The organism is Bradyrhizobium elkanii USDA 76 (assembly GCF_023278185.1).
Classification (GTDB): domain Bacteria; phylum Pseudomonadota; class Alphaproteobacteria; order Rhizobiales; family Xanthobacteraceae; genus Bradyrhizobium; species Bradyrhizobium elkanii.
Genome location: NZ_CP066356.1, coordinates 8,486,188 through 8,510,703 on the forward strand (window position 1 = coordinate 8,486,188; position 24,516 = coordinate 8,510,703).

Genomic DNA, 24,516 nt, shown 5'->3' on the forward strand with positions numbered 1-24,516 from the left:
GCGCCGGAGGCCTCTCCTCCGATCATCAACCCGTCACGGCGAAGCCGATCCGTCCTCTCACTCTAATGGGGGCGTTGCGGGGTCTCCCCGCAGAAGGGGGTGCGTCGGCGACCGCGGCGCCGACCAGGGGGAAGGCTTTCCCCTCAAAGGCGCACCGCCGGAATTCGCCATATCATCGGAGCAACAGGCTGCGTAACCCGATGGACCAGCTCGGAAAGTTAGTGCGCGCGCAAACAAGGGGAACTGAACATCGGAGCCAACTGGCGGGTGCTTTCGCCATTTTCATACGACAGCTTGACTTGACGTCCCACACACCGGCAGAACGATCCTCCACAGACCACAACGTCAGCGATTGAAACGAAAATGACGTTCGATATCAGGGGCAGCATCAAGAATACGAAGATCAGCTCGAACCTGTATGTCGTTTTTGAGGAACCGATCTCAAATGCGACCGACTCATTCCTTATCCGCAAGCACGAAGACGCCTCTGAAACGGACATGCTGGTTGAAATCGACGTCTAATTTATTCGAGCTGACATGCTCGACGACCGAGAGTCCATGATCGTTTCCTGCAAAGACAACGGATACGGGTTGGGAGACGATCAGCTCAAGGCATTTCTAACCAAAGACACTTCCTACAAGGACGACCTTCCGATCTTCGCGATTGGTCAGTGTACCTGCGGCCGAGAGCCGCAAGTATTTTTGCTACGCTCCGTTACGCTATCTTGCGGCTATCAACGCAGGCTGACGCGTTAACTCGCTCGCGTTTGACGCGAGCTATGCGGGGTCATCGAGAATATCGTTTTCTTCCGTCATTCTGGGTGCCAACATCTCAGTCATCTCGACCGTGACGTTTCGTGCGGCGGAGTGATGGAGAAGACGAATGACGGAGTCCAAATTCCTGACACCGGAGGAAGTGTCTGCACGATACCGTGGCGAGGTCTCCGTGGGTACGCTGCGGAATTGGCGCGCAATGCGAACTGGGCCTGCATACATCAAGATCGGCAAAGCCGTCTTATACCCGGTGGACGAGCTTGACGCATGGGATCGGGGAAATCTGGTGATTTGTAGTGCGTCGAAAGAACTGAACGTGAGCTAGCTTGAGAAAAACAAAATCGCGCTCTAATATGATGACTCAATCCGCTGGCACGCTCGAGACAACGACTCGGTTGCTGTGCTCGGAATGATAGGGAGCTAAAATCGCGAACCGCGCTGCGTTTCCCCTGTTCAGCGGTGCACCGTCAGACCACCGCTTTCATCATAAGTCGGCTCAACACTGACGCCATGTCCTCGCGGCACTCCGTCCGTGACCAAATACTCAGCGCAGAGAAGGCGACGTTGAGTTGAGCGCTCCGAACCGGTCGGTTCAGGCAATCAGCCGTGTCCGATAGGCCTCAAGCCGCGCCAGTCGATCCTGCAGATACGTGCGATATTGGATCAGAAGATCATCTGGACTGGCGAACTCGCCAAGCACCCTTTCCGTCTCTGCCATCGCCTGATCGATGGTGAGGCAGCCCGAACCGTCGCCTGTCATCTGATCGGTCAAGTAGCGCTCGACCTCCAATCGAGTAGGTTCGGGGAGAACCGAGCGCGCTTCGAAATAGATCAACCGGAGCCCGAACCAGCGCAGTCGCTCGTCCTCCATGCCCTGGACGATCGCGAGGCGGTCCTCCCATCGCGCATCGTGGAACGCGGCAATGCGTGCCTCATCAGCAGGACCGGGAAAGCCGCTATAGATGCGCTCTTCGAGGTGCGGAGATAATGCGTAGGGCTCGCGCGCAGCCATGTAAGCAGCCACAAGCCGCGCGCACAGACCAGTGTCCGCCTTCATGAGACAGGCCCGGTCTCCGGTGGCGCCCATCGAACCGCCATCCAGCATATGCTCGGGAGCGTCGTAGAACGCCGTCAGCGTGGGCGCGGCATTGATCCTGAAGCGACGAATCGGACTTGGCTTCTGCGTCAGATGAACTTGCAGTTCGAGATCGCTCATCGCGGCAAGCCGGCCCATGTCTTCGTTGAGACTCAAGCAAAGCCGGCCATTGGCCTGATCGGGATCCCTGCCGATGCAGACGACCGACGTATGATAAGCTTGGCCGCCGAAAAACTCGGTCAACACGAAGCCGTCTTCGACCTCAATGAAATCCGCGACGGTCGCTTTGTTCGAGAAGCGCACGAAGCGCTGCCACAACTCCGGAGACCTTCGATAGACCAATCGGCTCAGTTCGAGCGTCGCAAGCACATCGGACATCGCGTCGTGTGCCCGAGCATGTGCGACGCCATTTGCCGCCGCCAACTGTTGCAAGCGAAATGTCCGCCGCCCTTCTTCGCTGACCGGCACAACTAGTTGCGCAGGCGACACGGCATCGGCGGCCATCACCAGACTGAGCGCATCGGCGCGGCAGTTTCGATGATTACTTGTCAGATATGCCGGATATAGGCACTGGAAGAGGGCGTGGCGCAGCATCTCCTCGTCGAAGCGGATGGAGTTGAAGCCGACGAAAACCGCAGGGCTCCAGGAAATCAAGGTCCGGCGAATATCTCCTACCATGGTGTAGTGCGACGGCAGGCTGGAATCAGTCAACGACTCGATCGGCAATCCGTTCGTCCGAAGCGCCGAAGGATGGGGAAGCACATGTGGCTGAAGGCGCGAGCGCGTCTCGAACCGAGCCACCTCGTTCAGGTTTTCATCGGTGCGAACAGCGGCGAAGTGGAGAATCTGATCGAAGCCACGCTTAAGCCCCGTCGTCTCGGTGTCGAAAAAGACGAAGCTCATGGGTGTGCTACCAACGAGTCAACCGGAAACGCATCGCCGCCGGGCTTACCCTAAACCGGCGCGCGAGACCCTCAATCGCTGCCTCGTCCTCGAGATCCACACCACCGCCTTCCAAGACGGCGGCTAAGAGGTCGCCGGGGATCAACAGCTCTGAGGCGAAGGCGTTGGCTTCGATCTCTATCGGTTCGGTTCCGAGCGCTGAGATATCATCTCGGAAGAGAACGCGTATCCCCTTGTCGACGTGAACGGCTTGTCTGATGTCTTCGTCGTGCAGCACATGATGGGCGAGTTCATGGGCGGCGGAAAAACGCTGGCGGTTGGGATGATGTAGCGCATTGACGCCGATGATGCCGATGCCGTCCTTGATATAGGCCATGCCCGAAAGATCCTCCTCCAGCGGTGCGTACTGAAGGACGATCTTGCGCGATTTAATGATGCGTTCGACAGGGACGGGCGGCGCTGAAACGCCGAACTCCCGAAGGATCGAGCGCGCAGCTTCGCGCGCTCGACCTGGATCAGCGTCCCTCACGATCCGACCTTAGAGCCGCGGCGTGGCGCGAGCGCGCTGCTGATCAAATCAGCGACCTGGGCGCCCGCGTTCTCGGACAGCGACTCCTTCGAAAGCTTCTCATTGACCAGCGTCATCTTCAATTCCTCCCCGATGGACTTATGCGGCATTGGCGGCAGCAGGTCGGCGACCTTCGCGAAATCAAGCGCGGTGGCGAGGGCATAGACATGGTGCAGCAATATGTTCTGCCGGCCGCTCTCGATGTTGGCGATCGACGCGCGAGACATCTTAACTTTGCTCGCCAACTGGGCCTGGGTCAGCGAAAGAGCCTTGCGCCGCGTCGAGACCGCGTTGCCGAACGCTATATAGACCGGATTGCCCGCCATCGCCGATGTTTGCGCTGCTTCGGGCATAATGTCAATCCCGCAAACATTATGTGCTTATTACAAACTTACTAGTGTGATCATTACTTGACATATTGGCCAATCTCAGGAATCCATATCCCGCCGGAGAGCGCGACGCTCACCGACGAGGCGAAGGAACCGAGATGTCGAAGCGCATTCATGTCGTGCCGCACGAATCAGGTTGGGCAACCCGACGTGAGGGGGCGTTGCGGGTGGGGTCCACCCATCACACCCAAGCCGAGGCGACGGAGGCGGCGCGTAGCACTGCGCTTCGCGAGCACGGCGAAGTCGTCATCCACCGTCCCGATGGCCGCATTCGCGACGCCAACTCCTACGGAAACGATCCCTTCCCGCCGAAAGGATAACCCAACGGATCGCTCACCAGGGCGATCCGGTCGGATCGGCGCGCGGAGGTCATTCAAAGAAGAGGACCAATATCGATGTCGAATTTTCCGTCCCTGCGCCGCGATGATCGGCCTGATGATCCCTTTGCCGACCCGCTGGACGCGGTACTCGCCGAGCTTGCCATCAATATTCAGCTTCCGCCCGGCCTGCATGCCAAGGCGGTCGAGCGATATGAGGCGGTCCGACGCTACATCGAACGACCCGGTAGTCCGCTCGAAGGCAGGGTCGCCTGCTTCTATCCCCAGGGCTCCATGGCAATCGACGCAACCACGTCGACCCGCGGCACGGACGACGAGTACGATCTCGATATCGTCGCCGAGATCGAAGGCCCCGACCTCGGTCCCGAGGCGCTGCTGGATGACCTGGAAGCCGCACTCGAGAGCTACCCGGTAAGCAAGGTCGTGCGCCAAACTCGGTGCATCACGCTCTACTACGCCGACGGCATGCATCTTGACATTACGCCGTCGCGGCGGCGGGCGCCGAAGGAGAAGGAAGGCGAGATCCCGCATGCGAAGAAGGGGACTCGCAGCGACCCGGCGCGCTATGTGCCGATGAACTCATATGCCTTCGGGAAGTGGTATTGCGCCCGAACGCCTACCGAGGAGCGGTTCGCGCTGGCGCTGAATCGTCAGCTGTACGAACAGGCCGGAATCGCCTTCGCCGCAGCGGACGTCGAGGACGTTCCGCCGCAAACGCCGCTCATCATCAAGAGCGTGACGACGGTCGCGCTGCAGCTAATCAAGCGGCACCGCAACATCGCCTACGCGACCGAGACGGGCCGGATCCCGCCATCGGTGATGTTGTCGTGCCATGCCGGCCATGCCGCCCGTCCGGGCATGAGGCTTGCGGAAATGCTGATCCGGCAGGCGCGCTGGACGGCCCGCGCGATCGACGACGCCGCGAAGCGCGGCCAGCTCCTGGTCGTGCCCAACCCCGAATTTCCGGTCGAGCGTTTCACCGACCGTTGGCCAGAATCTCAGCTGCAACAGACAACCTATTCTCGCCACCTGCACACCCTCGCTAACGGGCTCGAAGCCGCCCGCACCGGCGACGTGCAGCTGGAGGACTTGCAGGAGTGGTTGCGCGGGCAGTTCGGGGACCGGGTCGTCACGCGTTCTGTCAAAGCTTTCAACCAGCGGCTCGGGCGCCAAGTTCAATCACGGCAGCATGGTTATACGCGCTCCGGCGGCCTGTTCGTTCCCGCCGCGCCGGCGATCATCGGCGCGGCGACCAGCCTGGCGCCAGTCGCGGCTCGCGCACACACCAACATGGGAGAGCGCCGATAAGTGGTGATGACGGTCGACGCCCAGATCACTGACATGGCTTCCTTGTGGCCGAACTTGAAACTCATCGGCCGCCACGGCGCAATCGCGGCGTGGCAGGGCCCTCTCCGGCCTTTGCTTCAGACGTTTCAGGTCGAGATCACTTATCGAGCGCCGCTGGTGATCGAACGGCTCGACGTGCGCATTCTCCAGCCACGCGTCAAAGTCTTGTCACCGCCGTTACGGCACCGTCCGGGCGACCCGGAGGGTAGGCTCCCTCACGTGTACTACGGTTCGGATGGCGAAGTGACGCTATGCATGCTCGATCCCGATTCCGACGATTGGTCGCCGTTCGACAGCCTCTCGCAGACAACTGTGCCCTGGGTGATCGAGTGGCTTGCCGCTTACGAGGGCTGGCGCGCAACGGGTCAATGGACAGCGAGCGGCCGCCACGTCGTAGCAGGTGGCGTCGGTGTCTAAGAGCAGCATTCCGCAAAAGGTCCAATCGGCGCTGTGGGCGCGGGCTGCTGGCCGCTGCCAATATCGTGGATGCAATACTGATTTGGTCGGCGACCTGGTGGCCGGGCGGCAAGACGGGATCTTCGGCTTCATCGCACACATCGTGGCTGACGTCGAAGGCGGCCCGCGCGGCGATCCGATCCGGTCGACTCAGCTCGCGCGTAGTCTGGAAAATCTAATGTTGATGTGCGCCCGACATCACAAGCTGATCGATCTTGACGCCGTCGCCGATCATCCGGAATCTGTTCTGCTAACTATGAAAGCCGAGCACGAGGGCCGGATCGCGATCGTTGCCGGCATCGACGAAGACCGGGCATCTCACGTCATCAGGTTTGGGGCGAGCATTTGTGACAACGAGGCGCTTGTATCGACGCAGGCGATCTTTTCGGCGATGCCGCCCGACCGCCACCCAGCCAGCGGCCAGAGGTTGGATCTTGAAATGGTAGGCTGTGCGTTTCGAGACAACGAGCCTGCCTATTGGACGGTCCAGCGCGAGAACCTGAGACGCCAGTTCGAAGCGAAGGTGCGAGGCCGCGTAGAGCGACAGGAGATTAGGCATCTAAGCGTATTCGCACTCGCACCGCAGCCGCTGCTGATCGAGCTTGGCCGGCTGCTCTGCGATATCGTTCCGGCCGTCGTTCATCAAAGGCATCGCGAACCCGCGAGTTGGCGATGGGCGTCCGATGGCCCCCCGATCACATTCCAGGTCACCGAACCGGATATCGGGCTGTCAGGCTCGGTCGCGCTAAAGCTCGGTGTCAGCGCTACCGTGACCGACGCGCGACTCCAGGCGGTTCTCGGCGACGAAGCCGCGATCTGGTCGCTCTGCGCGGATCAACCTCACAACGACGTCTTGCGGCGAGCTGACGATCAGGCCGCATTTCGGCGCGAACTCCGACGGCTCTACGACCGCATCAAGGCTCGGCATGGCGAGGGAACGCTGCTGCATGTTTTTCCCGCGCTTCCCGCCTCCCTGGCGGTCGAGGTCGGCCGCGTCTGGATGCCCAAATCGGATCTTTCCCTCCGGCTCTACGACAACAATCGATCGCACGGGTTCATACGGACCTTCGATATTCCCTAAACCCGATGCGACAAGCGCGCGGACATCTTCCTGTCCGCAATCCTCCTCGCCGCTGCGATTACCTGGTGGATCAATTAAGTCCGGACCCAAGCCCTCTCTCGTAGAGGCATGTATCCGAACGGGAGAAGCCTATTTTTTCAGGAGGCCACCAAGCCACTTTTGAAGGCTGTCACCGTTCATCAATTCGAGACGCGTCGGCAGAAAGGGAGTTATGAACGGATCAGATATTAGCCTTGGCGGAAAGTCCGACGTTGTAGTCAGGATTCCCTTAGAGGCATTCTGCTCCCCGCTGAGTACGCCCAGCAATGCACGAATGTCATCATATGAAACCTCGTTCCTCGGCTTATACGCCTTCACCGATCCTATGATCTTGATGCAACCAACCCCCTTCGAACAGCTATGACATCCCGTCCGTGATCCCCTGAGCGTGGCGTTAATGTCACCTCGTCGAACCCCGCTTTATCGAAGGCACCAGCGACGATCTCTTCCCAACGCGTCGCAGAAAGTGAATACGCTTGGCTCCAATCCGATTGCAGGCTTGCTACAATTTCATACCAAACCGCTGAGTTTGCCTTTATTAGAAATCCCTCTGCCGTTTTACGATCTGCCAGGACGATCTTGTGATCTGGTGTAATGATTCCCGCTACTCGCAACTCCGCTTGCTTATTCCCCTCGGAAAACCGCCGAGCGATAAACGACTCGAACACTGACGGAAGCCTGTCTTCGTAGATCAAGTCAGTAATTTTGATCTTCTCTGGTGGAATTTCCAGATTCCTAAAATCCACTAGTCGTGTGAACTCTAAAAGAATCGGAAACGCTAATTTCTGCGCAATAGGAAACAGCTTAACGGGCATGTAGAATATCAGTTGCTGCGCTAGGCGAACCCTTACCTCTTCCATCTGCTGCAAAGTAAGCATGGCACGCGCTCTTTACTACAACTGCGCATAGGTTAGCAGTCAGCCGGCTGTCGGGCCTTAACAGCCGGAATAGCCAAATCGCAGTTTCGAATACCGACTCCGTGATCAGCGCCTGCTAAGTTTGACAGATCACGTATCCATGTGCGTTCATTTCGGTACACGCCGAGAAGAATGACATCAACAGCCAATAGAGCTGAACGAAGTATGGGTCTGGCGCTTGGCCGGCTGCGACTTCCTTTAGCGCCTCTTCAACAGCACCGCGGCTCAGCGAAGAGGTCACGATGAAGACCCGACGAATTGCATCCGGCGCAAGCCGCACTTGAGCGAATTCGTTCATTAGCTCGTCGGCATCGCCTCGGACAATCCTCTTGATCCGGGTTTTGACTCCGCTACCGCTTACATACTTGTTGTTCCAACCACGAATTTTCGCTTCCATCGATTCCGGCGGAAGGCTCATACGCTGCAAGTTCTTAATTGCTTGGCTCACGGAGATATGGAACGGCCCAGCACCGAGCGATAGTGGACCATGCTTTGCGTGATAAAAGGTAATTCTAGGCGGGCTGCTGGAGTTGTTTAGCCCAATATAGTCCGCCCATTCGTCGCCAAGATCGTCGCACACAAGCACATCGTCCCCGTCCGCAACACTCGCTTCGATCACACCGAAAGTGGAGTCAGCATCAAAGGTGGCCTTTCGCGTCGAAAAGTTACCCTTTTCATCAGTCACTCCGTCTAGGAGCGGATCAGAGCGCAAATGGCGCAACAGGGCTGCGCCACCATCTACAAAGCCTTCGTCGCGGAACAAGGTCCCGTCGATGTAAGCTAAAGAGAGGGCGTCGAACAGCAATATGAACTTATCCTCGCGATCGATGTAGCGTCGGAGCGAGATCCGATTTGGATCGTGACCGAGAGCATACTCTGTACTTTCGACCTCGATGCCGGCAGTGATCGGCAATTGCAAGTCACGCAATGCTACGCGAGCTTGGTTGATTGCAATTGCTCCAACCGAATCAGCACCGTCGAAGATATCCATCCTCTTTCCGTCGCCGCTGACCCTAAACGCACGATCGAGCTCATTTAACGCTGCATCGATTTCATGCTTGGAGAGTTGAGTGAGTCTACCGCTATCTTCATGTACAAGTCTGATTTCGCGATCGACATGGATCGCATCAACAAATCCCGCAACGTCGACGGCAAAACTTGTTGGACGCGCGGTGCCGCCAATACTCGCCAAATCGATAGCGCGGGCTAAGGTACGGAGAAAGCTGGCAGGTGCAGCTCTTCCACCTACCAGCTCGTCAATTACAGATTTCGCGTACTCCACAAGTGCGAGGTGATCGACCCGATCAGACCGCTGCCCTATCCTGCCGGTGCTAGGAGTTGTAGAATAGTGGTCAGTTCCCGACCGGACCGCGTACGCCTGGGGCACATACCGGTTTGCGCCAGCAGGCCCGACAACATTTTGTAGGTCATCGGCTTCGAACGTTTTACTCCTCATCACGTGCTTGGAGACCGACATGTTTCGAAGCCGAATCTTTTCGAACACCGCTCCCTGCCGTGCGACCGCACGATCCACGCGTTCGGCTGATACTCGACCGAGATAGCGGGTGAAAAATCCTGCCGGAAGATCGAGCTTGGATTTAAGAATCGCGAGATGATCGCGATATTCGATCAAAAGAATAAATCCGCAGATTCGTTCTCGGATTCCTGCGTCTTCGGTTAAGAATGAAGGCGAGCGGTCATAGAGGAAGGAGATCGCAGACCAACGCGCGCGCCCAGCTTGGACGCGCCGATGGTAGAATATGTTTTGGGAGGCCGAGGGCTGGCTTGCCCGAACTTGGCGAAAAAGGTCATCCAATGCGGCATTGCTCATCTGCCGCTTAAGAATGTGAAAATTTGCTGTTTTTGCAACGCGAAGAGAGTCGATCATCCATCCCCCGTCGCGTTTCCGCGCGGAAGTACGCCATGTCAATTAAGACGGACCTTCAATATGATCAACTTAAGCGCGAATGCCTCCACGATGCAAATGGAAAGAACATGCCCCCCGCAAAGAAGAGTTAGAAGGCTACTCGATGTCGCGCAGCTCTAGACGGCCTGCTCAATAGCAACGTTAGCCACAAAGTGTCGGCTTATCGACACGTATCCGGTTGATGGGCGTTGAAGGCTATGATCTCTTGACTACGGGGCGACGGCATGCGGAGCGTGCTTGAGGTGCTATGCGACGACAACCCAGTGATCGTTCGATAAAGATTCTGTTCGCTTCTTCGGGGGGCCTATGCGCTTTCCCGGGATGTACAACGCAGCTCGTTCAGCCTCAATCTCGCGCATTACTGGGCGAACTCTGCCACATTCGTGCGGCCTCTCCCGGGGGGCCGAGATTCGATCCCGCGCAATCCGAAGAGTCGCGCAACGACGCAGACAACTTGATCATCCTATGTCCAACGCATCATCGTTTGGTCGATCAGGATCCGACCACTTACACAGCGGATTCGTTGCTTCTCATGAAACGGCGCCATGAGAGCCGCGTCGCAGCATTTCTCAGCTCGGTTGCTGTCGAGCTTACTGACAAGCAGGCTACCGACCTCTCGCGACAGGTGGAGGACGAATCAGTCGACTTCGCAGTTGTCGTCGCGTTGCGGAAGGAATTGGCTGCGCTTAAGCATTATTTTCCTGAGCTGGTACCGATTTCGTCGACATCGGATTCGACCCGCACGTACCTTCGCGGAACGATTCCAACAAGACGCGGCGGCTCGTATCGAGTTGTTGCCACTCTCCTTCATTCGATGGGAAATCTCGATGCCGCACATGCGACATCGGACCTCATCCACAAATGGAAGCCGCGATTTGTACTTGTGAATGGAATTGCTGGTGGAATCTCTAGAAAGGATCAGGGCTTCGGCGATATCGTGGCCTCGAACTCCATTTTCTATTATGAGCTCTCGAAGGTTCGACCCAATCATCAGGAGCATCGAGCTCGGCAATTTCAGGCGGACCCCATCCTCGTGGATGGAATACTGAACTTGACCGACTCAACGTGGCGCGCACATTTGCCTTCAAGGCCCGATGGGAAAAGCGCGAGCGCCATCGAGCCGAGAATTCATGTCGGACCAATTGCCTCTGGAGAGAAGGTGATTGCTTCAAGCGAGGCTGCCCAAGAGCTTCGGTCGTTGCAACGCGATCTCATCGCAATTGAGATGGAGAGTGCAGGGTAAGCGGTGTGTCTCCCACACCTTGTTTGGCGTGAGCTGATCGGCAACATGCGAGCCGTCATATACAGTAAGGTTCGCATATATGGTTGACCATATAGTTGACGCTTCAGAGCCACGGGGCCGGGTGGATATCCAGGTCGGAGCGGGGCGTCGGCGGCGGTGGAGCGCCGTGGTCAAGGGGCGGATCGTGGCGGAGTCATATGCGCCGGGCACAGTTGTGTCCGAGGTGGCGCGCCGGCACGACCTCTCACCGCAACACCTGTTTGCTTGGCGCAAGGCCGCGCGTGCCGGTCTGCTGAGCTTGCCGGCGGAGGATGCACCGCTCTTCGTTCCGGTGGTGTCGGAGCTTCGCCCCGCTGGGATGTGCGTGGAAGCGGCAACGCGGAACGGGATAACGATCAGCATCGAGATTGGCGATGCGGTAGTTCGCGCAGCGGCGGGGGTCGATCCGACCTGGCTGCGCGATGTGCTGCGGGCCGTGAGGGCGACGACATGATCGCGGCTTCGGCGGGCGTGAAGATCATGGTCGCGACGCGGCCGGTCGACTTTCGTAAAGGTGCCGATGGTCTCGCCGCGCTGGTGCGCGAGCAACTCCACCATGATCCGTTCGCGGGAACGATTTTCGTCTTCCGTTCAAAGCGAGCGGACCGTTTGAAGATTTTTGCCTGGGACGGGTCCGGGCTCGTGCTGCTGTGGAAGCGGCTGGAGCATAGCGCGTTCCGCTGGCCGCCGATCAGCGATGGCGTGATGCGTTTGTCTGCCTCACAGCTCGCCGCGCTGATGGACGGCCTGGATTGGTCGCGCCTGCATGCCCGCGACATTGGTCAGCCGAGCGCAACGTCGTGAACCCTGTGACCAATTGAATCATGTCGGCTGCAGTCTTCCACAAGGGCCCGCGAATCAGCTTGAGTACCGGGCGTGAGCGAGACCACGGATCAACTTCCGACCGATATCGAGGCGCTGCAGGCGCTGGTTGCGGCGGCACGCGCGGAGCGCGACGCGGCGATCGCAAAGTGCGACGCGGCGATCATCGAACGCGATCAGGCGCTGTCGCAAATGGATCGCCTTCAGCATCTCTTGCGCCAGCTGCAACGCGCGCAGTTCGGTCGCCGCTCGGAGAAGCTCGACCCTGAGCAGTTGCAACTGGCGATCGAGGACATCGAGCAGGCCATTGCCGGCGATGAAGCGGTCCAGGACAGGAAGGACACGGCAGGCGCACGCCAGCGTGCTGAACGGCGCCGCGCCAGCCGTGGTGCGCTTCCGGCCCATCTGCCGCATATCGACGTCACGATTGCCCCGGAGGATACCAACTGTCCGTGCTGCCGCACGCCTCTGCATGTGATCGGTGAGGAGACCTCACGGCGGCTCGACGTCGTCCCGGCGCAGTTCCGCGTGATCGTCACCCATCGTCCCAAATATGCCTGTCGGGCCTGCACGGATGGCGTGGTTCAGGCGCCGGCACCAGAGCGGCTGATCAAGGGCGGCTTGCCGACCGAGGCGATGGTCGCCCATGTTCTGGTCGCCAAATTTGCCTGGCACCTGCCGCTGTATCGGCAGGCTCAGATGCTGCTGGCGCAGGGTATCGACATCAAGCGCTCGGTTTTGGCGTTCTGGGTGGGCTATGCAGGCGCAGAGCTTCGTCCGCTCTGGCTCAGGCTGCGCGAGATCATTTTGACCGCGAACAAGATCGCGGTGGACGAGACCACAGCGCCTGTGCTCGATCCCGGCCGCGGCCGCACCAAGAAAGGCTTCTTCTGGGCGATCGCGCGCGACGATCGGCCGTGGGGCGGGGCCGATCCGCCGGCAGTGGCCTACACTTATGCGCCTGGTCGCGGCGCCGTCCACGCGCTCAAGCTGCTCGACGGTTATCGCGGCATCGTGCAATGCGACGGCTACACCGTCTACAAGACCATTGCCGACACCGCGCCTGACGCGGCGATCACGCTCGCCTTCTGCTGGGCTCATCTGCGGCGGCGCTTCTTCGACGTTGTCCAGGACGGTCCTGCCCCGATCGCGAGCGAAGCGCTCGAGCGTATTGCCGCTCTCTATGCGATCGAGAAGACGATCAGGGGCCGCAGCGCCGATGAGCGTCGTGCCATCCGCCAGGAGCGCAGCAAGCCGCTGGTGCTGGCGCTCAAGGCCTGGTTCGAGCAGCAACTCACCCGCGTCTCGGGCAAAGCGACAATCGCCGAGCACATCCGTTACGCCTTGAACCACTGGGTTGGCCTGATGCGCTTCCTTGACGACGGCCGCATCGAGCTCGACACAAATATTGTCGAGCGAAGCATCCGTCCTCTTATCCTCAACCGCAAGAACGCACTGTTCGCGGGGCATGATGAGGGCGCGGAGAACTGGGCCTGCATCGCTTCGCTGATTGAGACCTGCAAGCTCTGCGGCGTGGAGCCGCAGGCCTATCTGACCGACGTCCTCACCAGACTCGTCAACCTCTGGCCGGCCTCGCGTCTGGACGAACTCATGCCCTGGGCGTGGAGCGCCGAGCAAGCTAAAAGCCTCGCCGCTTGATGAACTCGCTTCCTGGATCGCGACCGCTCCAGCCGGCCTCGTCGCCACCGGCTCCGTGTGTTCCGACAACGTCAACAACCCGTCGCGCACCGCCTTGCGCCAGGTCGACAAATGCTGCGGCGATAGACCGTGGCGCCGCGCGACGTCCGAGACGACCGCGCCGGGAACAAAGGATTCCGCGACGATCCGTCCCTTGACCTCGCCACCCCAGCGCCGCCGAACCCGTAGCTCCGATGCGTCGACAACACGCTCGATCATATATGCAAACCGTCCTCTTCAAGACGGAACGCATATTGCCGGTCTGCTCAACAGCAACAAGGTGCGGGAGACACGCCGCTTACCGATTATCGCCATCTCTTTCGGGAAGATATTGTGAATGGGAAACATGTGGTCTGCCTGAGTTAGCTCTTTCAATTACCCACATCTCATACCTAGCTAATTACCCTGAAGCTGGAAGGCCAGAGGGGGCGAAAGCGCTTCTGAGAGCAGAACAGGATAAGCACATCCGTGCATACCTGCGGCAGTGCCTGCATTAGCCTTTGAGGTGCTCAAATGATCTGTGACGCAAAGTGGCACGGATCGGTTCGTCGATATATCGCTTAACAAGAAAGCTAAAAGCGATTGCAACTAGAGTCATGCTTGGTACCGCTAGCGCTGCATGGATCTGCGCAACCCAACCTGCCGAAGTTCCGCCGAACAATAGCATGAGTGGAACGTAGTGGGTCATATAAAGCGGATATGAAAGATCTCCGATAAACTCGCTAAAACGGTTGATCGACGGACTCCCGATTGCATTAGCGCCCAGCCAAACAAGGAGCGGATATACGATTGTGACGATCAGGAAATCGTAGGGCTTCCAAAGGAAGGGCCAAAAAAAGGTCGCAAGCATGATAAGCGGAAGGTAATATGCTGCCCCTGGCAACAGCGGTTGCCTGCCAATACGGCAAGCAACAACGCCCGCGATAAATGAAAAACCTACCCGTACAAAGCCAATCCAGAAGGTTCTGCGGTCGAAACCGCCGTTTAGGCTTCCGAAATCGTAGCACGTGTATGCCGTTGCAACCGCGGCGAAGGCGAGCATCGCTAGCAACCATCGAAGCGATAGTTGGCGCAGACAAAGAGCAAACGTTAGGCTCGCCACATACTCGCAAAGCAATGACCAGGCGGGAGCGACAAAAGGAAAAATAGGAAAGCTGGGATCGTGGACAAATAAGTGCGGCAACAGAAGTACGCTGCAGGTGAGGAGAATAAAAAACTCCGTGACACTAAAATTGAATAACGCAGCAGCCATAGGCGCATAGAATCGTCCGATTACAACCACAACGAAGCCCAACAAGGAGCCAATTACGACGAGCGGATGCAGTCGTATCAGACGCCTTTTAATAAGTTCTGTGGGTGACAATTCTACGCGAGAAGGGTCGTAGGCAAATGCCATTACATACCCTGACAAGCAAAAGAAAAAATCTACAGCGAGATAACCGTGAGGAATCCGGTTCTGAGGACCGAACTGAAAGGGTTCATAAAAATGTAAAACGGCGACACAGATGGCAGCAATTCCCCGCATGCCGTCAAGAATGCTCAGTCGCGCGACCTCTTTGGCAGCCAGCGACCCGGGGTCTTCGGGAAAGGCGTTGGGGGGCGGTAAATTCGGGGTGGCGCAGCTGGATTTGAGCATCGCGTTCGACATGTAGGATTCTGCAATTCTATTAACGCATCTGTCGCATTTCTTTACATATACATGCATATACATGCATATACATGCATATACCGTGTGCCGCTACACGGTCTGAGCACCGTCAACTGCTAGCCCGGCCTATTCGTCAGAGGGCGGCTTTTGGGCCCGATTGATGCGGCCGCACATCTTGTCTGGCGAGGCGCACAGGATTGCCTTCGGCTTTTCACCGCCTGACGACCCGTACTTTGCAACGCGCTTGAGGGATGGGGTGGGTGAACGGGGGGCGGACGCCCCGCCGGTCAAGGACCGAGCGGCAGCAGCGCGCCTGGCAAACGGCGGATCAGGTCGGCTCGGGACATGCCGCGGCAAACGCAAGGCGAATGCGGCTCGTGGTCTCGACCACACGGGCAGCGATTTTCAAGAGACGAAGACGCAGCGTCGCGAACTCGGCAGCGGCCAATTCCCGGACTTTGGGAATCGCCTCGCGCACGGTCAGCATCAGCCAATAAGCGGCCGTATGGAGCGCGAGACGGACCTGGTTGGCGAGCGCCGAACGGCAGCTGGTGCGGTCGGAGGCGAGCTGCGTCATATGCAGCTTGATCAGATTCTCGGCTTGGCCGCGCGCGCATTGTAAGCGGCAAAGAGATCTTTCAATTACCCACATTTGACGTCGGATTTGAGCGGGGGGCCGCGGCCGAAATCTTGAATCAGTAGAATCTGTTGTGATTCGTTGTTGAGCACCTGATTCGGAAGTGCGGGGTGCTCGATGGGCTTGGTGAAGGAACGCGCGGTGGCGCGTGCTCAGCGATTGACGACCGGTATCGAGACGTGGGTTGATCGGGAAGTTGCGGGATGCGAGTTTAAGGATGAGCGGCTTGGTCGCCGGTTCTGCAAATTGCTCGCACAAATCGGGAGCGACATGGGTCAAAGCATCCCGTTGGTTTGTCAGGATTGGGCCAACACGAAGGCCGCCTATCGATTCTTCTCCAACGAGCGGGTCGACGAGGCGGATACCATCTCGATAGGCACCGCTTTCAGTGCAGGAGTCGCTTCTGCGGCATTCAGCGCTGTCAAGAAGGTGGGATTCTTGACGATCCGAGCCATCTGCGACTTCGCCGACGGCAAAAAGAATGACATGTGGCAAGAGTACGCAGCGTATTCCGCGGCTTCGTGCTTGCGAAGCTTCATTGAGTCGCGCCCAGTTTCCCTCTCGGAGGGGGCGTGGCCGAAGTCCGTTGCTTCGGTAGCGGCAACGAAGTCGCGTATTTCGATAGCTCAACGTAAGAAATTGTTCGATGAGCTGTGTACGGCGTTCGATATGGAAGAGTTTAAGAACCTTTGCTTTCTCCTGGGCGTGGACATTGACGAAATTCCCGGCGACCGCAAATCGGCCCGGGTCAGAGAGCTAATTTTACTGTTCGAGCGGCGCGATACGTTGCACGTATTGGAGGAAGCCGTCGATGAAAGGACACGTTAACGGAAAACCTGAGCATTCAGGCTGATGCTTTCGGCGGTGTCCGTAAGCCGTCGATACGCACTGAAATGCATGTCACGGACAGATCGGGCATTGAAACAAGGACTCCAATCGAAGCGGCCAGGACCGAGCGTGAACTCTCGTGACTATCACGAACAATCACCCACTACATGCCCCAGTCTCCGCCTCCTACAGCTCGATCAGAATCTAAAATAACAGCAAACTCAAATAGATAATAGACGCCGCAGGCTCATGCACAACCATCCCTCCGGCGACCCGACGCCGTCGCAGGCCGACATCCAGATGACGAAAGCCATCGTCGACATCGCCAAGCCGCTCGGGATCGCCGTGCATGATCACATCATCGTCGGCAAGAACGGGCATACCAGCTTCAAGGGCATGCGGCTGATGTGAGGATTGCACTCAACAAGCTCCGCCGTCGTCCCGGCCTAGTGCGCAATTGCGCACTAGGCCGGGACGACAGTGAATATGTTGAGGGCTTTGTGAGTCACACATCCCCTTCGTATGCCCCGAATGACGAACGGAGAGAGCGGCGCCGCGTTTGAACTGTCACACAGGCCAGGGGCAAACTCTCCTAAAATGACCCATGCAACGTTTTCTGCGCGACGGCGTTTGTTGCAGATTGATCTGACGGCCTGTCAGGGGCTTTGGGGGACCGATGTCCGATTACGTCATTGAGGAAGGGCTGCCCTATCCGCTGGGTGCCCATTGGAGCGGCCACGGCACCAATTTCGCGGTGTTTTCCGCCAACGCCACCAAGGTCGAGGTCTGCTTGTTCGACGGCGAGCGCGAGACGCACCGCTTCGAGCTGCCCGAATATACCGACCAGGTGTTTCACGGCTTCATCAACGGCGTGCAGCCGGGGACGTTCTACGGCTATCGCGTTTACGGGCCCTACCAGCCGGACGGCGGCCACCGCTTCAATCCGAACAAGCTGCTGCTCGATCCCTACGCCTGCGCCCATGCCGGCAGCCTGACGTGGAATCCGGCGGTGTTCGGCTACAAGATGGAAAGCGGCGACGACCTCACCTTCGACGAGCGCGACAGCGCGCCGTTCATGCCGAAATGCGTGGTGGTCGATCCCAATTTCGACTGGATCCAGGAGGCGCAGCGGCAGGACGTGCATTGGGACGAGACCGTGGTCTACGAGACCCACGTCAAGGGGTTCACCAAACAGCACCCGGGCATCGACGAACATTTGCGCGGCACCTATGCCGGCTTCGGCTCGAACGCCGCGATCGACCATCTCAAGGCGCTCGGCATCACCTCGGTCGAGCTACTGCCGGTGCATTCCTTCATCAACGACAGCAACCTGCTCGACAAGCGCCTCACCAATTACTGGGGCTACAACACCATCGGCTTCTTCGCGCCGGATCCGCGCTACGCCGCCGACGTGCCGAACAGCCTGCGCGAATTCAAGGAGATGGTGTCGCGGCTGCATGGCGCCGGCCTCGAGGTGATCCTCGACGTCGTCTACAACCACACCGCCGAAGGCAATGAGCGCGGCCCGACGCTGTCGTTCAAGGGCATCGACAATGCGAGCTATTACCGGCTGCTGCCCGACAAGCGGCGCTACTACATCAACGACACCGGCACCGGCAACACGGTGAACCTGTCGCATCCGCGGGTGATCCAGATGGTGATGGACAGCCTGCGCTACTGGGCCGGCCACATGCATGTCGACGGCTTCCGCTTCGATCTCGGCACCATCCTGGCGCGCGAGGTCTACGGCTTCGACGAGCAGTCCGGCTTCCTCAAGGCGATGAACCAGGACCCGCTGCTCGCGACCGTCAAGCTGATCGCCGAGCCCTGGGACTGCGGCCCCGGCGGCTACCAGGTCGGCGGCTTCCCGGCCGGCTGGGCGGAATGGAACGACAAATACCGCAACGTCGTGCGCGATTTCTGGCGCGGCGAGGCGGCACCCGGCAGCCTGGCGCCGCGGCTGCTCGGCTCGCACGACGTGTTCAACCGCGAGGGCCGCCGCACCTGGGCCAGCGTCAACTTCATCACCGCCCATGACGGGTTCACGCTGAACGACTGGGCGAGCTACAACAACAAGCACAATGAGGCCAACGGCGAGCGCAACAACGACGGCTCGTCGGACAACCATTCCTGGAATTGCGGCGCCGAGGGCCCGACCGACAATCCGGATATCCGCACTTTGCGCGAACGGCAGAAGCGCAACATGCTGGCGACGCTGCTGGCTTCGCAGGGCACGCCGATGCTGCTCGGCGGCGACGAGTTCGGCCGAACCCAGCGCGGCAACAACAATGCGTACTGCCAGGACAACGACATCTCGTGGTTCGACTGGAATTTTTCCGACGACGCCGGAAAGCTGCTCGCCTTCACCAGGCGGATGATCAAGCTGCGGCGCGACTACCCGATCCTGCGCCGCAGCCGCTTCCTCTCCGGCGATCGCGATTCCCAACTCGAGATCCGCGACGTGGTCTGGATCAGCACGGCAGGCGCCGAGATGACACAGGCCGACTGGACCACCGGCTGGATCAAATGTTTCGGCGTCGTGCTCGACGGCCGCGCCCGCAAGACCGCGATCGCGCGCGCGGGGGAGGACGACACCGTGCTTGTCATCCTCAACAGCTATGAGGACGAGGTCGACTTCAAGCTGCCGCCGACGTCAGCCGGCCCGCACTGGTCGCTGCTGCTCGACACCAACGCGCCGGAACAGCCGGCGGGCGCGCAGTTTGCGTTCGACGGCACGTACAAGGCGGTGGGGCGTTCGTTCGTACTGCTTACGGCTAATCAGCCCAGAGCATGATGCTGTAGATCGAATGGCGGCCGCGCAGGGGTTGCGCCCCCTCTCCCGCTTGCGGGGGAGGTCGAATTGAGTCGGCGGCCCGCGCGCCCACTCCACTGCCTCCCCCCAAAACGCCCCCGCCCCGCGACCCCGCCGGCCAATTGACATTCGGCCGCGGACTGCCAGACTTCGCGGAAAATTAGGGGTGGAGACCTCTGGATGGCCAATCTTTCGGCCTCAAATCACGTCGCCCGTGTTCTGTCGGCGGCCAACCAGGTGGCCGGCGTCGACACCGAGACGCGGATTGCCGCGTCCTGGCGGCGCTGCCTCGTCAATCACAACCTCGATCCGGCCCGGCGCGGGCCGCCGCAGACCCTGACCGAGGCCGAGGTCAGGCACCTCGCCGAGCCGATGGAGGATTTGATCCAGGTCGCGATCCCCGAGCTCGAGGACCTCGCCCGCGTGCTCCACGACTCCGGCTACTGCGTCAACCTCGCCGATCCCAACGCCACCATGCTGGTGAGCCGGCTGCCCGGGGGCGATTACGCGCGGATGTTCCTGGAGTGGAAGATCTACACCGGCTCGAACTTCGCCGAGACGTTCGAGGGCACCAACGGGCTCGGCACCGCGCTCGCCGAGCAGCGGCCGATCCTGGTGCATGGCGACGAGCATTTCCGCGAGCAGTGGCACATGTTCACCTGCGCGGTGTCGCCGCTGTTCGATCATGCCGGGCGGCTCGCCGGCGCCGTCAACATCACCTCGTGCCGCAGCGACCTCGGCCGCAGCGCGCATGAACTGGCGCTCGCCGTCACCACCGAGGCGACGCGGCGGATCGAGCAGTCGTTCTTCCGCCGGCGCTACCGGGCCTCCTGGATCGCGATGCTGCCCGGCGACGGGCACGGCATGCTGGCCTATGACGACGACCGCCGTGTCGTCGGCGCCTGCCGCACGGCGCGCGCCGCGTTCGGCCTGAGCGATGCGATGATCGAGGACGGCATCGACCTGTCGCATCTCATTCAACTCGACGATCGCGCGACGCGGGCCGCGGACGAGCAGGTCGCGCTGCGCCGCGCCGACGGCACGCCGTGGGGCCGCGGCCATCTGGCGCCGCCGGTGCGGACCCGATCGCCGCGTCCACCATCCACGCCGCCGCGCGAAAAACCGGCCGGACAGTTTTCCGGCCTGCACAGGCTGGCGGGCCGCGATCCCGTGCTGATCAAGGGCGTGAAGCGGCTGATGACGGTCGGCAATCTCGATCTGCCGATCCTGCTGCATGGCGAGACCGGCGCCGGCAAGGACGTGTTCGCGCGCGCCATCCATGCCGCGAGCAACCGCGCCGGCCGCAACTATGTCGCGCTGAACTGCGCGGCGATGCCGGAGAGCCTGATCGATGCCGAGCTGTTCGGCTACGAGGCCGGCGCCTTCACCGGCGCGCGGCGCGAGGGATCGAAGGGGCTGATCGTGCAGGCCTCCGGCGGCACGCTGTTCCTCGACGAGATCGGCGACATGCCGCTTTCGCTGCAGACCCGGCTGCTGCGCGTGCTCGAAAACCGCGAGGTCTGGCCGCTCGGCGCACTGAAGCCTGTCGCCGTCGACATCCGCCTGATCAGCGCCACGCACCGTGATCTGGCGCGGATGGCGGAGGACGGCAGCTTCCGCTCCGATCTGTATTACCGGCTGCGCGGCATGGAGATCCGCCTGCCCGCGTTGCGCGAGCGCACCGACCGCAAGGACGTCATCGCGCAGATCGCCGACGAGGAAGCACCGCACTGCCGCATCGCGGCCGACGCCTGGGCGCAGCTGATGGCCTATCCGTTCCCCGGCAACATGCGCCAGCTTCGCCACGTGCTGCGGCTCGCCGGCGCCACCGCGGAGGACGCCGTCATCACCGAAGCGGATCTCGATCTGCCGCCGTTCGGCGCACGCGGTGCGGAGGCCGATCACACAACGCGCGAGCGCACCGCGATCGTCGATGCATTGCGCGCCAATGACGGAAGAGTGACGAACGCAGCCAGGGCGCTCGGGCTCAGCCGCGCGACGTTGTACCGGAAGATCAAGGCGTTAGGGATCGCGCTGGACAGCTAGACCAGAACGGCTCCCGCTGTTCCGGCGGTACGGGAAAGGTGATATCGTACGGCTTTCGCCTTCAGCGCCACGGAGCGGGTCACATGACACGGTTTCCCCTCGCTGTGGTCGTTGGCCTCATTGCCGCGACCATTTCGCAGCCTGCCGCCTCGGATTCTACTGAGCAACGATTGGGCAAAGTCCATTTCGTGACATCCTGCAAGCCTGAAGCGCAGGAGCTGTTCGATCGCGCCATGCTGTATCAGCATTCGTTCTGGTACAGCGCGTCGCGGCGCACCTTCGAGGAGGTGCTGGAGGCGGACCCGCAATGCGCCATCGCCTATTGGGGCATCGCGCTCAGCTATCTCTACAATCCGCACGCGCCGCCGCCGCCGGAAAACCTTCCGCTCGGCCTTGCGGCTGCGAAAAAAGGTCAGGCGCTGAATGCCGGCACCCCGCGCGAGCGGGAATACATCGATGCGATCGCGGCGATGTATGTCGACTACGACAAGGTCGATCACCGCACCCGCGTGCAGCGATTCCTCGCGGCCGAAGAGCAGGTCGCGGCGCATTATGCCGACGATGACGAGGCGCAGATCGCCTATGCGATCACGCTCAACGTCGCGGCGTCGCCGGCCGACAAGACCTACGCCAACCAGCTGAAGGGCGCGGCGCTGCTCGAACCGATCTTCAAGCGCCAGCCCGAGCACCCCGGCATCGCCCACTATCTGATCCATCTCTACGACTACCCGGCACTCGCGGCGAAAGGCCTTCCCGCGGCGATGCGCTATGCCAAGATCGCCGAACACGCGCCGCATGCCCAGCACATGCCGTCGCACATCTTCACGCGCGTCGGCTACTGGAAGGAGTCGATCGCCTCGAACAAGGAATCCGCGCGCATCGCCAAGGAAGACGGTGAGCAGCAGGACCAGGCGCACGCGATGGACTATCTGGTCTATGCCTATCTGCAGCTGGGCCAGGACAAGGAGGCGCGTGCGGTGATCGACGAGCTCGGCAAGCTCCAGTTCAAGCTCGACCGGTTCGCAGGCCCCTTCGCGGTGGCGGCAAGCCAGGCCCGCTATGTCTTCGAACGCGGCGATTGGAAGGGAGCCGCCGCGCTTGAAGTGCATCCGACCAAATACGCCTATGCTGACGCCATCACCTATTTCGCCCGCGCGGTCGGCGCTGCGCGCTCCGGCGACCCGGCCGCCGCCAAGGCCGATGTCGCCAAGCTGGTCGAGCTGCGCGACAAGTTGAAGGACGCCAAGGACGCCTACTGGTCCAACATCGTCGACATCCAGCAGCAGATCGCGAGCGCCTGGGTGCTGTACGCGGAAGGCAAGTACGATGAGGCGCTCGGCGCGATGAACGCCGCCGCGGAGGCGGAAGACAAGACCGAGAAACATCCCGTCACGCCGGGACCGCTGGCGCCGGCGCGAGAGCTCTACGCCGCGATGCTGCTCGATCGCGGCATGGCCAGGGAGGCGCTCGCCGCCTATGAAGCCGTGCTCAAGAAGGAGCCCAACCGGCTGGCGACTTATCTCGGCATGATCAAGAGCGCCAAGGCGACCGGCGATCAGGCCAAGACCCGGGAATGCGCTGATCAGATTGCCCGGCTCACCGCGGATGCCGATCTGTCGCGGCCGGAGCTGATCGAATTGCGCCAGACGACCGGAAGCAAGCTGTGATGCCACGGACGACATGGCGCAGCGGTGGTGCGGCGCTGCTCGGCGCCGTCGCGCTATCGCTTTGCCAGGTGCCACCGGTTGGCGCGATGGAGATCCTCGGCCAGGCCGGCGTGCTCGGCGAATGGGAGCTGACCGGACATCTCACCGAAAGCCCGCCGGGCGCGCCGAGGCAGTTCTCCGGACCGCTCAAGATGAAGCATGTGGGCATCTGCACGCAGGACGGGCCGGACGAACGCGCCGGAGAAATCAAGCTGCAAATCACGGGCACGGATTCGCAGGTCACCGCCGAGCTGGTGCTGGACGGCGCGCCCTGCACCTACAGCGCCCGCAAGACGCGCAATTACGAGGGCACGCTGTCCTGCGAAGGACGCCCCCCCGTCCCGCTGCTGGTGTGGCTCAAATAGCCGATACCGTCAGGCCGCCGGCCGCGCGCGGCGCAGCCATTCGTTCAGATCAATGCCGCCGAGGCGCGCCTCGCCGAGCGGCACCAGCGAGTGCTGCTCGACCCGGCCGCCCCAGTAAAGCGCGTCAGGGTCTTTGACCACCTCACGCGGGTCGCCTTTTGCCTTCAGGTAGCGCGCCACGATCTCGTTGAACGGCGCGCGGTCGGGACCTGCGATCTCGACGATGCCGTTGCGCGGCGGCTCGAGCGCGATATCGGCGACGAGCGCGGAAACGTCCTCCGCCGCGATCGGCTGGAACAGGCCGGGCGAGAGCCTGACCGTGTTTCCGACTGCGCTCGCATCGGCGATCGCGCCGACGAATTCCATGAACTGGGTCGCGCGGATGATGGTGTAGGCAATCCCGGACGCTTCGATCAGTTTCTCCTGCGCGACCTTGGCGCGGAAGTAGCCGTTCTCGGGCGTGCGGTCGGTGCCGACGATCGACAGCGCGACATGGTGCCTGACGCCGGCCGGCTTCTCCGCCGCCAGCAGGTTGCGGCCGGAGGTCTCGAAGAATTCCATCACCGCCTTGTCCTCGAACGAGGGCGAATTGGCGAGGTCGATCACGACGGCCGCGCCGGCCAGCGCCTCCTTCAGCCCCTCGCTGGTGATCGCATTGATGCCGTTTTTCGGCGAGGCGGCGACGACCTCGTGGCCGCGCTGCCGCAGAATGGCAACGGTCTTTGAGCCGATCAGTCCGGTACCGCCGATCACAACGATCTTCATGGTGGGCCTCCCTTCGACGACGAGAGATTCTGGGACGCGCTTGTTTTCCGGTTGCTACCGTCAAGCGCGATG

General features: G+C 60.7%; 23 protein-coding genes and 4 pseudogenes. 17 read left to right on the forward strand and 10 right to left on the reverse strand.

Annotation, left to right across the window (positions count from 1 at the left end; all coding sequences use genetic code 11):
• Window positions 1–363 precede the first annotated feature (363 nt).
• Window positions 364–522, forward strand: a complete 159-nt coding sequence (locus JEY66_RS40250; RefSeq protein ID WP_016839828.1) for a hypothetical protein — start codon at window positions 364–366, stop codon at window positions 520–522.
• A 361-nt stretch (window positions 523–883) separates the two neighbouring features.
• Entirely contained in the window at window positions 884–1,099 is a 216-nt protein-coding gene (locus tag JEY66_RS40255) for a helix-turn-helix transcriptional regulator (RefSeq protein WP_011082899.1), read from the forward strand.
• Between the two features lie 267 nt (window positions 1,100–1,366).
• On the opposite strand, the gene JEY66_RS40260 is transcribed toward JEY66_RS40255, so the two are convergent.
• The 3 genes from JEY66_RS40260 to JEY66_RS40270 are packed head-to-tail and all read right to left on the reverse strand — an operon-like array spanning window position 1,367 to window position 3,694.
• On the reverse strand, window positions 1,367–2,773 hold the full coding sequence (locus JEY66_RS40260) for an exodeoxyribonuclease I (RefSeq protein WP_011082900.1): 1,407 nt from the start codon (window positions 2,771–2,773) through the stop codon (window positions 1,367–1,369).
• A gap of 7 nt (window positions 2,774–2,780) precedes the next feature.
• Window positions 2,781–3,302, reverse strand: a complete 522-nt coding sequence (locus JEY66_RS40265; protein WP_011082901.1) for an ImmA/IrrE family metallo-endopeptidase — start codon at window positions 3,300–3,302, stop codon at window positions 2,781–2,783.
• Window positions 3,299–3,694, reverse strand: a complete 396-nt coding sequence (locus tag JEY66_RS40270; RefSeq protein ID WP_011082902.1) for a helix-turn-helix transcriptional regulator — start codon at window positions 3,692–3,694, stop codon at window positions 3,299–3,301. The genes JEY66_RS40265 and JEY66_RS40270 overlap by 4 nt, the downstream gene beginning before the upstream one ends.
• Before the next feature lie 134 nt (window positions 3,695–3,828).
• Between JEY66_RS40270 and JEY66_RS40275 the strand changes: the two genes are divergently transcribed.
• From JEY66_RS40275 to JEY66_RS40290, 4 genes are all read left to right on the forward strand, one after another.
• A complete protein-coding gene (locus JEY66_RS40275; protein WP_011082903.1) occupies window positions 3,829–4,050 on the forward strand; it encodes a DUF2188 domain-containing protein in 222 nt (73 codons plus the stop codon).
• 75 nt (window positions 4,051–4,125) lie between these two features.
• On the forward strand, window positions 4,126–5,376 hold the full coding sequence (locus JEY66_RS40280) for a nucleotidyltransferase domain-containing protein (RefSeq protein WP_011082904.1): 1,251 nt from the start codon (window positions 4,126–4,128) through the stop codon (window positions 5,374–5,376).
• A 6-nt stretch (window positions 5,377–5,382) separates the two neighbouring features.
• A complete protein-coding gene (locus JEY66_RS40285) occupies window positions 5,383–5,832 on the forward strand; it encodes a type II CBASS E2 protein (protein WP_202557271.1) in 450 nt (149 codons plus the stop codon).
• Window positions 5,816–6,952, forward strand: a complete 1,137-nt coding sequence (locus JEY66_RS40290) for an SAVED domain-containing protein (protein ID WP_011082906.1) — start codon at window positions 5,816–5,818, stop codon at window positions 6,950–6,952. Before JEY66_RS40285 ends, JEY66_RS40290 begins: the two co-directional genes overlap by 17 nt.
• Before the next feature lie 129 nt (window positions 6,953–7,081).
• Here JEY66_RS40290 and JEY66_RS45600 read toward each other — a convergent pair whose 3' ends face one another.
• The 3 genes from JEY66_RS45600 to JEY66_RS40300 form a co-directional block, all read right to left on the reverse strand.
• Window positions 7,082–7,309, reverse strand: a complete 228-nt coding sequence (locus tag JEY66_RS45600; protein ID WP_071908403.1) for a restriction endonuclease — start codon at window positions 7,307–7,309, stop codon at window positions 7,082–7,084.
• A 5-nt stretch (window positions 7,310–7,314) separates the two neighbouring features.
• Window positions 7,315–7,869 carry a restriction endonuclease gene (locus JEY66_RS40295; protein ID WP_011082907.1) on the reverse strand — a complete coding sequence of 185 codons (555 nt, stop codon included), beginning with the start codon at window positions 7,867–7,869 and terminating at the stop codon, window positions 7,315–7,317.
• A 115-nt stretch (window positions 7,870–7,984) separates the two neighbouring features.
• Window positions 7,985–9,796: a hypothetical protein gene (locus JEY66_RS40300; RefSeq protein ID WP_011082908.1), complete on the reverse strand. Its 1,812-nt coding sequence runs from the start codon at window positions 9,794–9,796 to the stop codon at window positions 7,985–7,987.
• Between the two features lie 286 nt (window positions 9,797–10,082).
• On the opposite strand from JEY66_RS40300, the pseudogene JEY66_RS45335 reads away from it, so the two are divergent.
• From JEY66_RS45335 to JEY66_RS40320, 5 genes and pseudogenes are all read left to right on the forward strand, one after another.
• A pseudogene (locus tag JEY66_RS45335) lies at window positions 10,083–10,319 on the forward strand (HNH endonuclease signature motif containing protein); the annotation flags it as partial.
• A gap of 48 nt (window positions 10,320–10,367) precedes the next feature.
• Window positions 10,368–11,078, forward strand: coding sequence for a 5'-methylthioadenosine/S-adenosylhomocysteine nucleosidase family protein (locus JEY66_RS40305; protein ID WP_233475583.1), 711 nt, complete (start codon window positions 10,368–10,370; stop codon window positions 11,076–11,078).
• A 166-nt stretch (window positions 11,079–11,244) separates the two neighbouring features.
• On the forward strand, window positions 11,245–11,571 hold the full coding sequence (tnpA, locus tag JEY66_RS40310) for an IS66-like element accessory protein TnpA (RefSeq protein ID WP_157183409.1): 327 nt from the start codon (window positions 11,245–11,247) through the stop codon (window positions 11,569–11,571).
• Complete coding sequence (tnpB, locus tag JEY66_RS40315; RefSeq protein WP_011084591.1) at window positions 11,568–11,921, forward strand: IS66 family insertion sequence element accessory protein TnpB; 354 nt, start codon at window positions 11,568–11,570, stop codon at window positions 11,919–11,921. The genes tnpA and tnpB overlap by 4 nt, the downstream gene beginning before the upstream one ends.
• Window positions 11,922–11,993: 72 nt before the next feature.
• Entirely contained in the window at window positions 11,994–13,598 is a 1,605-nt protein-coding gene (locus JEY66_RS40320) for an IS66-like element ISBj7 family transposase (protein ID WP_011084592.1), read from the forward strand.
• A gap of 111 nt (window positions 13,599–13,709) precedes the next feature.
• Here the strand turns inward: JEY66_RS40320 and JEY66_RS40325 are convergent.
• From JEY66_RS40325 to JEY66_RS40335, 3 genes and pseudogenes are all read right to left on the reverse strand, one after another.
• Window positions 13,710–13,856, reverse strand: a pseudogene (locus JEY66_RS40325) (transposase); the annotation flags it as partial.
• A 274-nt stretch (window positions 13,857–14,130) separates the two neighbouring features.
• Entirely contained in the window at window positions 14,131–15,285 is a 1,155-nt protein-coding gene (locus tag JEY66_RS40330; protein ID WP_223153693.1) for an acyltransferase family protein, read from the reverse strand.
• Between the two features lie 287 nt (window positions 15,286–15,572).
• Window positions 15,573–15,907, reverse strand: a pseudogene (locus JEY66_RS40335) (transposase); the annotation flags it as partial.
• A 132-nt stretch (window positions 15,908–16,039) separates the two neighbouring features.
• On the opposite strand from JEY66_RS40335, the gene JEY66_RS40340 reads away from it, so the two are divergent.
• From JEY66_RS40340 to JEY66_RS40365, 6 genes and pseudogenes are all read left to right on the forward strand, one after another.
• Complete coding sequence (locus JEY66_RS40340) at window positions 16,040–16,750, forward strand: IS4/Tn5 family transposase DNA-binding protein (protein WP_018269518.1); 711 nt, start codon at window positions 16,040–16,042, stop codon at window positions 16,748–16,750.
• A gap of 246 nt (window positions 16,751–16,996) precedes the next feature.
• Window positions 16,997–17,161, forward strand: a pseudogene (locus JEY66_RS40345) (JAB domain-containing protein); the annotation flags it as partial.
• A gap of 265 nt (window positions 17,162–17,426) precedes the next feature.
• Complete coding sequence (gene glgX, locus JEY66_RS40350) at window positions 17,427–19,544, forward strand: glycogen debranching protein GlgX (RefSeq protein ID WP_018269517.1); 2,118 nt, start codon at window positions 17,427–17,429, stop codon at window positions 19,542–19,544.
• A 198-nt stretch (window positions 19,545–19,742) separates the two neighbouring features.
• Window positions 19,743–21,608: a sigma-54-dependent Fis family transcriptional regulator gene (locus JEY66_RS40355; protein ID WP_018269516.1), complete on the forward strand. Its 1,866-nt coding sequence runs from the start codon at window positions 19,743–19,745 to the stop codon at window positions 21,606–21,608.
• An 83-nt stretch (window positions 21,609–21,691) separates the two neighbouring features.
• On the forward strand, window positions 21,692–23,275 hold the full coding sequence (locus JEY66_RS40360) for a tetratricopeptide repeat protein (protein ID WP_038378309.1): 1,584 nt from the start codon (window positions 21,692–21,694) through the stop codon (window positions 23,273–23,275).
• Window positions 23,275–23,679, forward strand: a complete 405-nt coding sequence (locus JEY66_RS40365; protein WP_016847114.1) for a hypothetical protein — start codon at window positions 23,275–23,277, stop codon at window positions 23,677–23,679. The genes JEY66_RS40360 and JEY66_RS40365 overlap by 1 nt, the downstream gene beginning before the upstream one ends.
• A 9-nt stretch (window positions 23,680–23,688) precedes the next feature.
• Here JEY66_RS40365 and JEY66_RS40370 read toward each other — a convergent pair whose 3' ends face one another.
• Window positions 23,689–24,444, reverse strand: coding sequence for an SDR family oxidoreductase (locus JEY66_RS40370; RefSeq protein WP_016847113.1), 756 nt, complete (start codon window positions 24,442–24,444; stop codon window positions 23,689–23,691).
• Window positions 24,445–24,516: the final 72 nt, after the last annotated feature.